12 protein-coding genes are annotated in these 13,042 nt (G+C 66.9%); 8 read left to right on the forward strand and 4 right to left on the reverse strand.

The window, feature by feature from the left end:
• The first annotated feature begins 12 nt into the window (after positions 1–12).
• From GJ654_RS15365 to GJ654_RS15375, 3 genes are read left to right on the forward strand one after another with little or no spacing between them, the layout of a single operon-like run.
• Positions 13–585 (forward strand): sigma-70 family RNA polymerase sigma factor, encoded by a 573-nt coding sequence (locus GJ654_RS15365; RefSeq protein WP_155447131.1) that lies wholly within the window; start codon positions 13–15, stop codon positions 583–585.
• Positions 582–1,223 carry a hypothetical protein gene (locus GJ654_RS15370; RefSeq protein WP_155447061.1) on the forward strand — a complete coding sequence of 214 codons (642 nt, stop codon included), beginning with the start codon at positions 582–584 and terminating at the stop codon, positions 1,221–1,223. The genes GJ654_RS15365 and GJ654_RS15370 overlap by 4 nt, the downstream gene beginning before the upstream one ends.
• 3 nt (positions 1,224–1,226) lie before the next feature.
• Positions 1,227–2,801, forward strand: a complete 1,575-nt coding sequence (locus GJ654_RS15375; RefSeq protein ID WP_155447062.1) for a S8 family serine peptidase — start codon at positions 1,227–1,229, stop codon at positions 2,799–2,801.
• 130 nt (positions 2,802–2,931) lie between these two features.
• On the opposite strand, the gene purU is transcribed toward GJ654_RS15375, so the two are convergent.
• The 4 genes from purU to GJ654_RS15395 form a co-directional block, all read right to left on the reverse strand.
• The gene (purU, locus tag GJ654_RS15380; protein WP_155447063.1) at positions 2,932–3,831 is read right to left on the reverse strand and encodes a formyltetrahydrofolate deformylase; all 900 of its coding nucleotides are present in this window, start codon (positions 3,829–3,831) and stop codon (positions 2,932–2,934) included.
• 71 nt (positions 3,832–3,902) lie between these two features.
• The gene (locus GJ654_RS15385) at positions 3,903–4,229 is read right to left on the reverse strand and encodes a hypothetical protein (RefSeq protein ID WP_155447064.1); all 327 of its coding nucleotides are present in this window, start codon (positions 4,227–4,229) and stop codon (positions 3,903–3,905) included.
• A 71-nt stretch (positions 4,230–4,300) separates the two neighbouring features.
• Entirely contained in the window at positions 4,301–7,747 is a 3,447-nt protein-coding gene (locus GJ654_RS15390; RefSeq protein WP_155447065.1) for an ATP-binding protein, read from the reverse strand.
• The gene (locus GJ654_RS15395; RefSeq protein WP_155447066.1) at positions 7,744–8,961 is read right to left on the reverse strand and encodes a metallophosphoesterase family protein; all 1,218 of its coding nucleotides are present in this window, start codon (positions 8,959–8,961) and stop codon (positions 7,744–7,746) included. Before GJ654_RS15395 ends, GJ654_RS15390 begins: the two co-directional genes overlap by 4 nt.
• A 115-nt stretch (positions 8,962–9,076) precedes the next feature.
• On the opposite strand from GJ654_RS15395, the gene GJ654_RS15400 reads away from it, so the two are divergent.
• Genes GJ654_RS15400 through folK form a run of 5 tightly spaced genes read left to right on the forward strand, consistent with a single transcriptional unit; the run spans position 9,077 to position 13,009 of the window.
• Positions 9,077–9,892: a carbon-nitrogen hydrolase family protein gene (locus tag GJ654_RS15400; protein ID WP_155447067.1), complete on the forward strand. Its 816-nt coding sequence runs from the start codon at positions 9,077–9,079 to the stop codon at positions 9,890–9,892.
• Positions 9,892–10,602 carry a molybdate ABC transporter permease subunit gene (modB, locus tag GJ654_RS15405; RefSeq protein WP_155447068.1) on the forward strand — a complete coding sequence of 237 codons (711 nt, stop codon included), beginning with the start codon at positions 9,892–9,894 and terminating at the stop codon, positions 10,600–10,602. Before GJ654_RS15400 ends, modB begins: the two co-directional genes overlap by 1 nt.
• Positions 10,599–11,687: a molybdenum ABC transporter ATP-binding protein gene (modC, locus tag GJ654_RS15410; protein WP_155447069.1), complete on the forward strand. Its 1,089-nt coding sequence runs from the start codon at positions 10,599–10,601 to the stop codon at positions 11,685–11,687. The genes modB and modC overlap by 4 nt, the downstream gene beginning before the upstream one ends.
• Positions 11,688–11,718: 31 nt before the next feature.
• Entirely contained in the window at positions 11,719–12,531 is an 813-nt protein-coding gene (folP, locus tag GJ654_RS15415; RefSeq protein ID WP_155447070.1) for a dihydropteroate synthase, read from the forward strand.
• Positions 12,518–13,009 carry a 2-amino-4-hydroxy-6-hydroxymethyldihydropteridine diphosphokinase gene (folK, locus tag GJ654_RS15420; protein ID WP_246664778.1) on the forward strand — a complete coding sequence of 164 codons (492 nt, stop codon included), beginning with the start codon at positions 12,518–12,520 and terminating at the stop codon, positions 13,007–13,009. Before folP ends, folK begins: the two co-directional genes overlap by 14 nt.
• Positions 13,010–13,042: the final 33 nt, after the last annotated feature.

The raw sequence follows: 13,042 nt of genomic DNA on the forward strand, positions 1-13,042 counted from the left end.
CTCCAGGGGGTCATGGGCAAGCAGACGACGGAGTCAGACGATCCGCAGCTTCTGGCGCGGATCGCCCGCGGCGACAGGCTGGCGATGCAGGTTCTGTTCGCACGCCACCGCCTGCGCGTGTTCCGCTTCATCCTGCGCTTTCTGCGCGACGAAGGCCGCGCCGAGGACGCCCTCGCCGAAACTTTTGTTGACGTCTGGCGCCAGGCTGGCGCCTTCGAGGGCCGGTCCAGCGTCAGCACCTGGATTTTGTCCATCGCCCGGTTCAAGGCTTTGTCCATCGCGCGGATGCGCAAGGATGCGCCGCTGGACGACGACTTCGCCGCCGGCCTCGCCGATGAGGCCGACGACCCCGAAGTGCGGATGGCCAAGGGCGACAAGGCGGCGGTGTTGCGCGCCTGTATTCAAAAACTGTCGCCGGAGCACCGCGAGATCGTCGATCTCGTTTACTACCAGGAGCAATCCGTGGAGGAGGCCGCCGCGATCATCGGCATTCCCCCGGCCACGGTCAAAACCCGTCTCTTTTATGCGCGCCAAAAGCTCTCGGAGATTTGCAAGCGCGCCGGCGTCGATCGAGGTTGGCCATGAACGCGCAGGACAGGCAAAGGCTGGCGGAACTCGCGCCTTTTTTCGTCGCGGGGCGGCTTGACCCGCAGGAGCGCGCCGCGTTCGAGCGCGCGCTCGCCGACGATCCCGAGCTTGCCCGCAATGTCGAGGCGGCGCGGGCCGAACGCGACGAAATCGTCGCGCTCAACGAGGCGCTGCCGGCCCCGAGCGCGCGGGCCGTGCAAAAACTTTTCGAGGCGCTCGACGCCGAACCGGCGCGGACCTCGCTTTGGGCGCGGTTGGACCTTGGCGCGCGGCTCGGCGATTTCTTCAGCCCTCGCGCGCTTGGTTGGGTCGCGGCGGCCGCCTGCCTGCTGGTCGCGGTGGAGGCGGGTTTCTTGGCGCAACCCGCGCCGGGGCCGGGCGGCTATAGCACGGCTTCGCGCGAGGAAGCGGGGCTGGAGGGGCGTTTCGCCCTGGTCGCCTTCGCGCCCGAGGCGACGATGGAAAAAATCGCCGCGTTTCTGGCGCGCAACGGGGCGCAAATCGTCGGCGGGCCGCGCGCGGGGTTCTTTCAGGTCAAGCTTGGCGGCAGCGACATGAGCGAGGACGACGCCGCCAAAAAGCTGGAGGCCTTGCGCGCCTCGGGGCTGGTCACATTCGCCCAGAAAAAGGGGTGAGCCATGAAGATGTGGCGCTGGCTGCTGATTGCGCCGCTGGTTTTTGCGCTGGCGGTTCCGTCCTTCGCGCAGGAGCGGTTTTTTTCGCGTGGCGGCGGGTTTCATGGCGGCGGCGGGTTTCACCCCGGCGGCGGTTTTCACCCCGGCGGCGTCTATCGGCCCGGCGGGCGCTTTCATCCGGCCTATCCCGGGCAGGGGGCTCGCCGGCCGGGGCCGCGCTATGGCGACGGCGCGCCGCCACGCTACTGGCCGCCGCGCCCTTGGCAGCCGGGCCCTTGGCCGCCGCGTGTCTATGATCCGCCGCCGCCGCGCTATTTTCCGCCTCCGCCCCCGGCGATGGTGGAGGGCGATTTGCCGCCGCCCCGTCCTCATTTGCGCCGGCCCGTGGCGGCGCGCGAGGCGCCGCCGCCGCCTCCCAGGCTGAAAAAGCCCGTCGTCGCCGCGCCTGTGGCCAACCGCGCGCTGTTGCCGGTCGTTTCGGAGAAAAGGCTGGCGCCCGACGAAATTCTCGTCGCGTTCCAGAAGGAAGCGCCCGGGCAAGCGGAAAGATTCGCGCGCGCGGAAAAACTCGATCTTGTGGAGACGCGGTCTCTGAAATTGATCGGCGTCACCGTGTATCGTTTAAAACTGCCGCGCGGGGCGGACCTGCGCAAAACCCTGCGCCGCGCCGGACAGGACGCTCGGGTCGCCTGGGCGCAGCCGAATTATTATTATCAGTTGCAGCAGGCGGCGCCGGTCGCCGCGCCGGTCCCGGCCCAGGCCCAGGAGAAGGCGGCAGCGCCGGAAGGCTATGCCGGCGCCGCGCTGAACCTTACGGAAGCCCATAAGCTTGCGCGTGGAAAAGGCGTGGCCGTCGCGGTGATCGATTCACAGGTCGACGCCGCGCATCCCGAAATTTTTGGGGTGGCGGCGGAGAATTTCGATCCGATTGGCGGCGCGAGCGAGGCGCATGCGCATGGCACGGCCATGGCCGGGGCCATTTCCGGCCACGTCAAACTTTTGGGCGCCGCGCCGGATGCGCGGCTGCTCGCGGTGCGGGCTTTTGATCCGGTCGGCGGTTTTGCGCGCGGCGCGACCCTGCCGATTGTTGCGGGTCTCGACTGGGCGGCGGACAAGGGGGCGCGCGTGGTGAGCATGAGTTTCGCCGGGCCCGCCGATCCGCTGATGGAGCGCATGGTGGTCGCGGCGGCCGGAAAAAACATGGCGCTGATCGCGGCGGCTGGCAACGAGGGGCCGGGGGCGCCGCCGCAATATCCGGGCGCCTATGCGCCGGTGATCGCGGTCGCCGCCGTGGACGAGACCGGTAAGGTTTATCGGCAGGGCAACCGGGGGGATTACATCAAACTGGCGGCGCCGGGCGTGGACGTGCTCGCGGCGGCGCCGCACGGGGGCTACGATCTTTCCACCGGCACGTCGATCGCCTGCGCCGAGGTCAGCGGGGTGGCTGCGCTGCTGCTGGAGCGGAATCCGGGGCTTGATCTCAAGGGGTTGCGGCGGATTTTGGCCGAGAGCGCGCGGAAAGTCGCGGGCGAAAATTTCGGCGCCGCCGATGCGGCGGCGGCGCTTCAGGCGAAGTGAAGGGGCAAGTGAAGAAGGACGAACCCCTCATCCGGCGCCCTTCGGGCGCCACCTTCTCCCGCCGCAGGGCGTTCGTCAGAACGCCCGTCTAAAGACGGGCGATGGGGAGAAGGGAGGCTGCGGCTTGACCTTATTCTGTAAAGACGATGGTTTTTCGGCCGTTGATCACCACGCGGTTTTCCACGTGCAGGCGCACGGCGCGGGCGAGAACGCGGCGCTCGATGTCGCGGCCCTTGCTCACCAAATCTTCGGGGCGGTGGTGGTGCGAAATACGCTCCACGTCCTGCTCGATGATCGGGCCTTCGTCGAGTTCGGAGGTCACGTAATGCGCGCTGGCGCCGATGACCTTCACACCGCGCGCGTGCGCCTGGTGGTACGGCTTGGCGCCCTTGAAGCCGGGCAAAAAGCTGTGGTGGATGTTGATGCATTTCCCCGAGAGCTTGGCGGCGAGGCCGTCCGAGAGGATTTGCATATAGCGGGCGAGCACCACCAGTTCGGCGCCGGACTGCTGCGTGAGCGCCCAGATCTGCGCCTCCTGCTCCATCTTGGTTTCGCGCGTCACCGGCAGGTAGTGGAACGGCGCGCCGGTGAAATCGAGATGGGGAAACGTTTCGCGCGGATAGTTGCTGGCGATGCCGACGAGGTCGATCGGCAATTCGCCGATGCGCCAGCGATAGAGCAGGTCGGCGAGGCAATGGTCGAATTTCGAGACGAGAATCAGGACTTTGGCGCGCTGCGACTGGCCGCGCACCTTCCAGGTCATGTCATATTCTTCGGCGAGTTCACAGAAACTGGCCTTCCACGCCTCAATGTCGGCGTCCTCGCGCACCGGATTGAACTCGACGCGCATGAAGAACTGGTCGGTGTCTTCCTCGTCGAACTGACGGGAATCCGCGATATTAAAACCGGATTCGAAAATATGGCTGGCGACGCGGGCGATAATGCCGGGACGGTTCGGGCAGCTCAGCAGCAGATGATAAATTTCGGCGGGGGCGGCGGCGGACTTGTTCGCGAGCTTGGGTTTGGCCATGAGACAGCACGGGCGAGAGTGAAGCGTTCAAGCTCATGCTCTAGCGCCCGACAACTGTAAAGTCGAGAAAATCAGCCCCGCGTGCGACGAATTCGCGCGAAGGCGTAGGCTGGCAGCAGGATGGGCGCGCGGGTCCCGCCGCCGCGTTCCTGCTCGTCGGTCGGCAGCAGCATGATGGCGGTCGCCGCGACCACGCCGCCAAAAGTCAGGCCAAAGCTGCCGAACAGCAGCACCATGAAGAGGCCCATGGAGTCCGACTTCGAAACCATGTCCCAGATATGGCCGACATTGGAGGCGAGCACGCCGGCCGCGCAGATAAATCCGACGGCCCAGCCGAACGCCCAGTTCAAGATCATCATGCGGACCAGATGGTTCGGCTTTGTCCTGGACTGCTGCATGGCTGCGCCCTCGAAAAGGTTTGATCTAGATCAAGTCTAATCGCAAACGGGGCGGCGCGCCAGTTTTTTCGTCAGGCCTGCAAACGCAGCACCTGCGCCTGCGCGCCCAGCGCCCGGGCGGCGATCTCGACCACATGATCGTGGTGCGTGAACAGGATGGGCTGCAGGGCCGGGCTTAGATCCGCCAGGGTTTTCAAGCCGGCGGCGACGCGCGCGTCGTCGAAACTGGCGAACAGATCGTCGCCGATGAACGGCGGCGCCTCGGATTTTTTCGCGTAATCCTCCAGAAAGGCGAGGCGCAGCGCCAGATAGAGCTGGTCGCGGGCGCCCTCGCTCAGCGCGCTCAGCGGCAGGGCGGCGCCGTCGCGCCGCACCGCCAGCAGATGCAGCTTTTCGTCTTCCGCAAAATCCTGCTTGAGGTTTTCGTAGCGCCCGGAGGTCAGATGTCCAAAAATCTCGCCGGCGCGGGCGAGGAGGGGGTCCTGGCGGCTCTGGCGGTGGCGTTCGAGGCCGGCGGCGACCATCAGCGAGGCGATTTTGAGCACCGCCCAGCGCCGGGCCTCCACCGCCATCTCGGCCTTGGCGGCCTCGCGGTCGAACGCCGCCTGCTCGGCGCCCGTGCTGTCTTCGAGCGCCGCGAGGCTGGTCTGCGCCGCGCGTTTCGCCGCGAAGATTTCCTGGCCCTGAAGTTTTCGGGCTTCAAGCGCGCGGACGATGTCGCCGAGCCGGTCGTGCGCGGCTTGTGCGTTGAAATCGCGCGCCTCCTGCGCCAGTTGCGCCTCGTCGGCGCCATCGGCGACCAGCGCGAGGCGCTCGCTTTCCGACTGAATGCGCGCATGGAGCGCGCGCCGCTCGCGCAGTCGCGCGCACAAAATTTCCGCGTCGCCGGAAAGCCCAAGTCCGGCGGTATGGTCGGCGAGGCGGCTTTCCGCCTTCGCGGCCAGATCTTGCGCGGCGGCGGCGGCTTTTTCCGCCTTGGCGAGGCGCGTTTCGGCATTGGCGCGCGTCGTCGCTTTCTGCCGTTCGGCCGTCAGCCGCCGCTGCAAGGCGCCCGCCCCATCGAGCGCGGGCAGGCCGGCGAGGTCGGGCGCGCATTGCGCCAGCAGCTGGCTCACCCGTTGCGTGAAGGCGACGTGTTGCTCATGGATCGAGGTCACGCGCCGCTCGCTCTGGCTGTGATTGTCCAGCTCGCCGGGCAAGGCGCGCCACAGGGCGATGCGCGCCTGGGCTTCGTCGAACGAGGCGTCGGCGTCGACCCGCAGCCCGGCGAGGGCGGTGGAAAATTCGGCGCGCCAGACCAGTTCGTCCTGTTCAAGCCTGGCGAGGTCCTGTTCCAGCGCGGCGATCCGCGGCGGCGCGAGTTGTATTCTGGTGGCGATGGCGCGCGCCTCCTCGCTGGCGCGCGCCAGCTGTTGCACCTGCGCGGCGATGCGGCGCGCCTGCTTGCCGGGCGGCAGCGCCAGCGGCGTAAGTCCCGCTTCGGCGGACAGCGTTTTCAGCCCGGCTTCGACGCTCGTGAGCCGCGCGGCCAGCGCCTCGCGCCTGCTGGTTTGCGCCGCAAGTTTTTCGCGCGCGTCGAGCAATTGCAGCGCTTCGTCACGCCAGCGCTCCATGGCGCGCGGCGCGCCTGGCGTGACGCCGCACCCGGCCCAGGCCCTGGCCCAGGCGGCGCGCAACGCGCGCTCGTCGTCTTCGATCGTCGCCAGACGGTCCTGAGCCTGCCGCGCGGCGTCGCGCGCGGCGACGATCGTCTGGCGCTCCGTTTCCGCTTCGGCCACGCGCGCGGCGTCGCCGATCAGCGCGTCCGCCAGGGAGTCCGCCTGGCGCTGCGTCGCCGCGAACAGGGCGGCGCGCGCGCGAAAAAGCTGCTCGTCGCCGCGCGCCTGCGCCAACTCCTCCCAAAAGGTGTCGCGTTGCGCGCGCAAAGCGCGCAGATCGTCACGGCTGGCCACGGCGCCGGAGGTCTCCAGGGCGCGCAGCCGCGCCTGCGCCTGCGCTTCGGTCCTGAGCGCCTCGTCCGCCTGACGGCGGGCCTCGTCGCGCCGCCGCGCCACGGCCTCGAAATCCTGCTCCGCCTGCGCGATGGCGGCCTCGTCGGGCGCGGGGGCGCGCGCAAACAAATCGAGATCGGGCAGGGGCGGCGTCAGCCGGGCGCGGCGCTCGTCGAGCCCGCGCGCTTCGCGCGCGCAGGCTTCGTTCAGCTCCGCCAGCGCGGTTTCCTCGGCCTCCACCGCGCCAAAGGCGGCGAATTTTTCCTGCAAGGCGGCGACGTCAGGCAGATCGCCGCCCATCCGCGCCTTGAGATGCGCGAGGTCGTCCTTTTCGCGGGCGAGGTCGGCTTGCGGCTTTTGTTTCAGCGCCGCCAGTTCGCGCCCCCTGGCGACCAGTTTTTCCGCGCGCGACAGGCTTGCGGCGTCCGGCGTGGCGGCGCGCAGGGTGGTGATGTCGTCGAAGCCACAGGCGAAGGCGCGCGCCCGCAACTTGTCGGCGCTGGCGCGCAGGGCGTCTTCGCGGCGCGGCAATTGCTCCAGCCGATCCCGCTCGGCGCCGGCTTCGCCGGCCAAAGCCTCGATGTCCTCCGCGCGCGCCAGCAGGGCCGCGTCGCATTGCGCCTGCTCCAGCTCCTCGGCCGCGAGGTCGCGCGCCTCCAGCGCCGCCTCGGCCTGCGCCCGGGCGGCGTCGCGCGCGGCAAGCAGCGTCTCGAGCGTCGCCGCCCAGCTGTCGGAATAGGCGGCGAGATCGGCGAAAAGCGGGCTCTCGCTCCGCAATTGCGCGAGATTTGCCAGCAGCGGCGTGGTCTTCAGCAGGCGTTGCAGCCGGCGCTGCTCGGCGGCCTCCTCTGCGTCGCCTTGCTTGATCGCCGCCAGTTGCGCATCCGCCTCCTCGATCTGGCGGCGCAGGGTTTTGAGCGCGGTTTCGGTGAGGCGTGTCTCCTTTTCCGCCTTGCTGGCGTCGTCGAAACGCGCGAGCGCCTGGTAAAAGGAGCGGTGGCTCGCCTTGCGCTCGCCAAAAATGTCGTCGGCCTCGGCTTCAATGCCTTTTCGAAGATCGATCAGGCCGCGCAAGCCGGAGGCGGCGGCGAACAGGCTGGCGCCGATCTCGCCTTCCGCGCGCAGCATTTCGTCGCCGCCTTTGCGCAGACTTTCGGCGTCGAGGCCGAAGGCGCGATGGAAAATGTCGCGGCTGGCGGCGCCAAGGAAGGGGATGAGGCAATCGTCGGCGAGCGCGGCGCCGCCGGCGTCGAGCAGGGTGGCCTTCACCCCGCGCCGGCGAAAAAATTGCAGCATCTGGCCGTTGCGCGCCTCGACCAGCGCGCCGAGCCTGAGGTCGCCGGGGCGCAGAAACGATTTTTCCGAGCGCGGCACGCCGTAGAACAGGTCGCCGATGGCGGTGAGCGCGCTGGATTTGCCGGCCTCGTTGGGGCCATGCACAATGTGTAGGCGCGCGGCGCGGTCAAAATGCAGTTTTTCGCCGGCGAAGGGACCGTAGGCGTCGAGCGCCAGTTCCAAAATTCTCATGCGGACCGCTCCGCGCGCGCCAGCGCCAGATCGCGCGCCTCGGCGAGCACGCTGTCGAAGTCTTCGCTGGGAATTTCGCTCTTTGACGGCATTTTCTGTTCGATCGCGGCAATCGCCTCCCGCGCCTGCGCGGCGAAGGCCGGATCGGCCAAGACCTCGTCGAGCAGGGCGGCGAAATCGAGTTCGCTGTCGCGCTTCGCCCCGGCTTTCGGCGCATGGGTCTCGATCAGCAGCTTTTCCAGCGCTATGGTCTCGCCCGCATGAGCCAGGGCGTTTTCGAACTGGTCGCGCCAGCCCGAGGGATCCGCGGCAAACAGCGGGTGCAGCGCGCTCGCGCCGTGAATCCGCAGCCGCGCGGCCAGGAAACGGCCGGCGGCTCTCTCGATTTCGCCTTCCGCGCGTCGGGTGATCTCCCGCCGCAGGTCTTCCGGCGTCTCCAACGCCGAGGCGTCGACGAAAATTTCGGTGAAACGGGCGCGATCGACGAGCAACCGGCGCACCCCCTTGATCGCGCCGTCCTCGACATCGACCAGAACGGCCCCCTTTTCTCCGCATTCGCGAATGGAGCGCCCCTGAAGATTGCCGGGATAGACGACGTAAGGGTCTTCGCACACCACCTCATGGGCGTGGACGTGGCCGAGCGCCCAATAATCGTAATTTCTTGCGCGCAGGTCGTCCAAAGCGCAGGGCGCGTAAGGATCGTGGTTCGGCCGCCCGTCGAGCGAGCTGTGCAGGACGCCGATGTTGAGCCAGCCCGCCTTGGGATCGGGATAGCCCAAAACGAAATTGTCGATCTCGGCGCGCTCGCCAAAACCGCGCCCATGCAGCGCCACGCGCAGATCCTCGATCAGGAACGTTTCCGCCTTCCGGGACGGGAACTCATGCGCCAGTTCGGGCGGCGGCAGCTTTCGTGTCACCACATTGTCGGCGTCGTGGTTGCCCTTGAGCAGATAGACGCGCACTTTTTCGCGCGTCAGGCGGGCGATCTGGCGGTTGAAGAACAAGGCGGCGGTGGCGTCCTTCCCCTCGCCGTCGAAAATGTCTCCGGCAAAAATGGCGAAGGCGATCTTTTCTTCAAGCGCGCGGGTGATCAAGGTTTCGAACGCTTCGCGCGTCGCTGCGCCGAATCGCTCCGCCAGTTCACGGTCGCGCAAGCTCAAGCCTCTTAACGGGCTGCCCAGATGCAGGTCGGCGGCGTGGAGAAAGGTGAACATGAAAATCCGCGCGTGATTCGTCACCTGATCTTAAGAGCTTGGGCCTCGTGACAGAAGCTTGGGCTTGTTCTGCGGCGCGAAAATTGCAATTCAGCTTACATATTGAGGAGGCCCCATGAAGGTCGCGCTGATCCAGATGAATTCCGTCGCCGACAAGGCGGCCAATCTCGCCCAGGCGCGCGCGCTGGTCGAAGAGGCCTGCGCGCAGGAAAAACCCGATTGGGTCGGCTTGCCCGAAGTGTTCGATTTCCTCGGCGGGACGCGCGAGGAAAAACTCTCCGCCGCCGAAATTTTGCGCGATGGCCCGGCCTATGCGCTCGCCGCCGAGCTTGCCGCCAAACATGGCGTGTTCATCCACGCCGGCTCTTTCCTTGAACGGAACGGCGACAGCCTGTCGAACACGACCGTCGTGTTCGATCGGAAAGGTCGGGAGATCGCACTTTATCGAAAAATCCACATGTTCGACGTGGTGACGCCCGACGGCGCCGCCTACCGGGAGAGCGCGCTGTTCACGCCGGGGACGGACCTTGCGACCTATGACGCCGAGGGTTTGAGATTCGGTTGCGCCATCTGCTACGACCTGCGCTTCCCCGCTCTGTTCCAGGCCCTTTCCGCGCGCGGCGTCGATGTCATCGCGCTGCCCGCCGCCTTCACCTTGCTCACTGGCAAGGACCATTGGGAGGTGCTGTGCCGGGCGCGCGCGATCGAAACCCAAACCTATTTTGTCGCCCCCGCGCAGATCGGTCCGCACCGGATCAAGGACGAGATTCGCCAGACCTATGGGCATTCGCTGGTCTGCGATCCCTGGGGCCACGTGGTCGCCAAAGCCTCGGACAATCCCGGTTACGTCACCGCCCGGCTCGACCGCGCGCTGATTTCGAAAACCCGCGCCGCCAATCCGGTGGCCTCGCAGAGAAGGCCGTTCGCCTGATGGACTTTTTGCCGACCCTGACGCCCGAACAGCTCACGGCGATCAATCTGAGCCTGCGCATCGGCTTTACCGCCACTTTGTGCAGCCTGCCCTTCGCCGTTCTGGTCGCGTTCGTGCTGGCGCGGGGAAATTTCCCGGGCAAAACCCTGCTCGACGCCGTGGTGCATCTGCCGCTCGTGCTGCCGCCGGTGGTGACCGGCTTGCTCCTGTTGCTGCTGTTCGGGCGGCGCGGCCCGATCGGCGCCTTCCTCTACGAGCATTTCAACATCACCTTCGCCTTCCGCTGGACCGGGGCCGCGCTGGCCGCGGGCGTGATGGGCTTCCCGCTGATGGTGCGCGCGATCCGGCTGTCGATCGAGGCGGTCGATCCGAGGCTGGAGCAGGCCGCCGCGACCCTTGGGGCGCCGCCGCTGGCCGTATTCTTCCTCGTCACCGCGCCGCTGGCGGCGCCCGGGCTTTTGGCGGGGGCGGTGCTGGGCTTTGCCAAGGCGCTGGGCGAATTCGGCGCGACCATCACCTTCGTCTCCAACATTCCCGGGGAAACCCGCACCATTCCCGCCGAAATCTACCTGCTGACGCAAACGCCCGGCGGGGATCAGGACGCCATCGTCATGTCGGCCGTCGCCGCGGCGCTGGCCATCGGCGCGCTGGTGGTTTCCGAATTTTTGGCCAAGCGCATGAAGATCGAGACGCGGGGGCTGTCGTCATGATTTCGGTCGACGTCAAACTTTCGCGCGGCGAGTTTTCGCTGCAAACCGCCTTCGCCAGCGATTCGAAAATCACCGCTCTGTTCGGCCATTCCGGCTCCGGCAAGACCACGCTGATCGAGCTGATCTCGGGTCTGGCGCGGCCCGACGTCGGCCGTATCGAAATCGCCGGCCGCGTGCTGGTCGACACCGAAAAACGAATCTTCATTCCGGCGCGCAAGCGCGGCGTCGGCCTGGTGTTTCAGGACGCGCAGCTGTTTCCGCATCTGAGCGTCGCGCAAAACCTGCGCTTCGCCGAATTCTTCGCGCCGAAGGAGGGGCGCCGGCTGCCTTTTGCGCGCGTGGTCGAGACTTTGGGCATCGGTCATTTGATGACGCGGCGGCCGGGGCAGCTTTCCGGCGGCGAACGCCAGCGCGTCGGCGTCGCCCGCGCGCTGATGGCGGCGCCGCGCCTGCTGCTGATGGACGAGCCCTTCGCCTCCATCGACGTGGCCCGCCGCACCAAGGCGATGGAGCTGGTCGAACTGGCGCGCGACGAATTCGACACGCCGGTGGTGCTGGTGTCGCACCAGATCGAGGAGGTGATGCGCCTCGCGGGACAGGTGGTGATGATCGAGCGCGGCCGGATCGTGGAAGTCGGCGCGCCCGAGGACATTTTTGCTTCGGCGCGCGAGGAAACGCCCTCGGACCGTTTCGGCGTCGGCGTCAGCCTCGCCTGCGGCGAAGCCAGTTTTGACGCGCATTACCGATTGACCAAACTGCATCATCCCGCCGGCGACATTTTTCTGCCCGACCGCGTGCCGCCGGCGCAGCAAACCCGCGTGTTCGTCAAGGCCATCGACGTGTCGCTGGCGCACCGCCCGCCGCCGGACACCTCGATCCGCACCCTGTTGCGCGGAAAAGTCGTGAGCGTCGCCGCGACCAAGGGGCCGTTGGCCATGGTGAGCCTCGAGCTCAAAGGCGGCGAAAAGCTTTTCGCTTCGCTCACCCGCATGGCGGTGGATGAGTTGCGCATCGCGCCCGGCGGCGAGGTTTATTGTCTCGTCAAGGCGGTGGCGCTCGACGAGCGGCAGGTGGAGAGCGTTTGACTTTTGCTCGGGCCGGGGCCTAGACCCGGCCATGGCCGCGAAAAATGTTTTGGCCCGGTCCGGCGCGAAACCGCTGATCATGGGCATTGTCAACGTCACGCCGGATTCCTTTTCCGACGGCGGGCTGTTCGCCGGCGCGGATGCGGCGCTGTTGCGCGCGAAAAAAATGGTGGAGGAGGGCGCCGACCTCATCGACATCGGCGCGGAATCGACCCGCCCCGGCTTCACCCCCATTTCGGCCGAGGCGGAATGGGCGCGCCTTGAAGCGCCGCTTGCCGCCATTTTGCGCGAAAACATCGCGCCGGTTTCGGTGGACACCACCAAGGCGGAGATCGCGCGCCGCGCCGTGGCCCTGGGCGCGGCCATCATCAACGATGTCTCCGGCCTGCACGGCGATCCCGCTCTGGCGGAGGTGTCGGCTGAGAGCGGCGCCGCGCTTGTTGTCATGCACCATTGCGCCGAAGCCGATCCCGCCCGCGATATTCTGGAGGATATGCGCGCGTTTTTTGCCCGCGCGCTCGCGCGGGCTGAGCAGGCCGGGGTGAGGCGTGAAAACATCATCCTCGACCCCGGCGTCGGCTTCGGCAAAACCTTTGAACAAAACCTTGTCGCCGCGACCAGCGCGGGCGCTTTGAAGAAAATTTTTGGGCTGCCGGTGCTGGTCGGCCTCTCGCGAAAACGCTTCATTGGCGCGATCACCGGCGCGCCCGTGGAGCGCAGGCTCGCCGGCACGCTGGCCGCCGACCTCGCCGCGCTGCACGCGGGGGCCGATATTTTGCGCGTCCACGACGTCGCCGAACATGCGGATGCGATCAAGGTGTGGAGCGCCCTTGTCCGCGCGTGAATATCTCGTCGCGCTGGGGTTCGGCGCCAATCTCGGCGACTCCGCAGGCAATATTCGCCGCGCCGTGGCGTTTTTGGGCGCGCGCGGGGTGGTCTTCGAAAAGATTTCTTCACTCTATTCGACAAAACCCTGGGGGGTCGAGGATCAGCCTGATTTCGTCAACGCCTGCGCCGTGGCGCGCACGGATCTCGCGCCGCGCGCGCTGCTGGCGCTGACGCAGGAGGCGGAGCGCGCGCTTGGCCGCACGCCCGGTTTGCGCTGGGGGCCGCGCGTGATCGACATCGACATTCTTCTTTACGAAGGCATTGATTTTTCTGATGAAAAACTGGTCCTGCCGCATCCCGAAATGAGCCGCCGCGCCTTCGTCCTGCACCCTCTGGCTGAAATCGCGCCGGACCTTCGCGTAAAGGGATCGACGATTTACCAGCTTTGCCAAAAGTGTCGTTCCGAGGAAGTAAAACGGCTGACGTCTTTTTAACCGTCTTCTCAACCTGAGGTTTTAGTTCACGTT

This window comes from Rhodoblastus acidophilus (genome assembly GCF_009720655.1).
In the GTDB taxonomy this organism is placed as follows: Bacteria; Pseudomonadota; Alphaproteobacteria; order Rhizobiales; family Beijerinckiaceae; genus Rhodoblastus; species Rhodoblastus acidophilus_A.

What these genes read in the sequence shown, in the direction of transcription:
- GJ654_RS15395 (WP_155447066.1), bottom strand. Translation starts at nt 8,961, where the DNA reads ATGTTCACCTTTCTCCACGCCGCCGACCTGCATCTGGGCAGCCCGTTA.
- GJ654_RS15370 (WP_155447061.1), top strand. Translation starts at nt 582, where the DNA reads ATGAACGCGCAGGACAGGCAAAGGCTGGCGGAACTCGCGCCTTTTTTC.
- GJ654_RS15365 (WP_155447131.1), top strand. Translation starts at nt 13, where the DNA reads ATGGGCAAGCAGACGACGGAGTCAGACGATCCGCAGCTTCTGGCGCGG.
- GJ654_RS15390 (WP_155447065.1), bottom strand. Translation starts at nt 7,747, where the DNA reads ATGAGAATTTTGGAACTGGCGCTCGACGCCTACGGTCCCTTCGCCGGC.
- folP (WP_155447070.1), top strand. Translation starts at nt 11,719, where the DNA reads ATGGCCGCGAAAAATGTTTTGGCCCGGTCCGGCGCGAAACCGCTGATC.
- modB (WP_155447068.1), top strand. Translation starts at nt 9,892, where the DNA reads ATGGACTTTTTGCCGACCCTGACGCCCGAACAGCTCACGGCGATCAAT.
- modC (WP_155447069.1), top strand. Translation starts at nt 10,599, where the DNA reads ATGATTTCGGTCGACGTCAAACTTTCGCGCGGCGAGTTTTCGCTGCAA.
- GJ654_RS15400 (WP_155447067.1), top strand. Translation starts at nt 9,077, where the DNA reads ATGAAGGTCGCGCTGATCCAGATGAATTCCGTCGCCGACAAGGCGGCC.
- purU (WP_155447063.1), bottom strand. Translation starts at nt 3,831, where the DNA reads ATGGCCAAACCCAAGCTCGCGAACAAGTCCGCCGCCGCCCCCGCCGAA.
- GJ654_RS15385 (WP_155447064.1), bottom strand. Translation starts at nt 4,229, where the DNA reads ATGCAGCAGTCCAGGACAAAGCCGAACCATCTGGTCCGCATGATGATC.
- GJ654_RS15375 (WP_155447062.1), top strand. Translation starts at nt 1,227, where the DNA reads ATGAAGATGTGGCGCTGGCTGCTGATTGCGCCGCTGGTTTTTGCGCTG.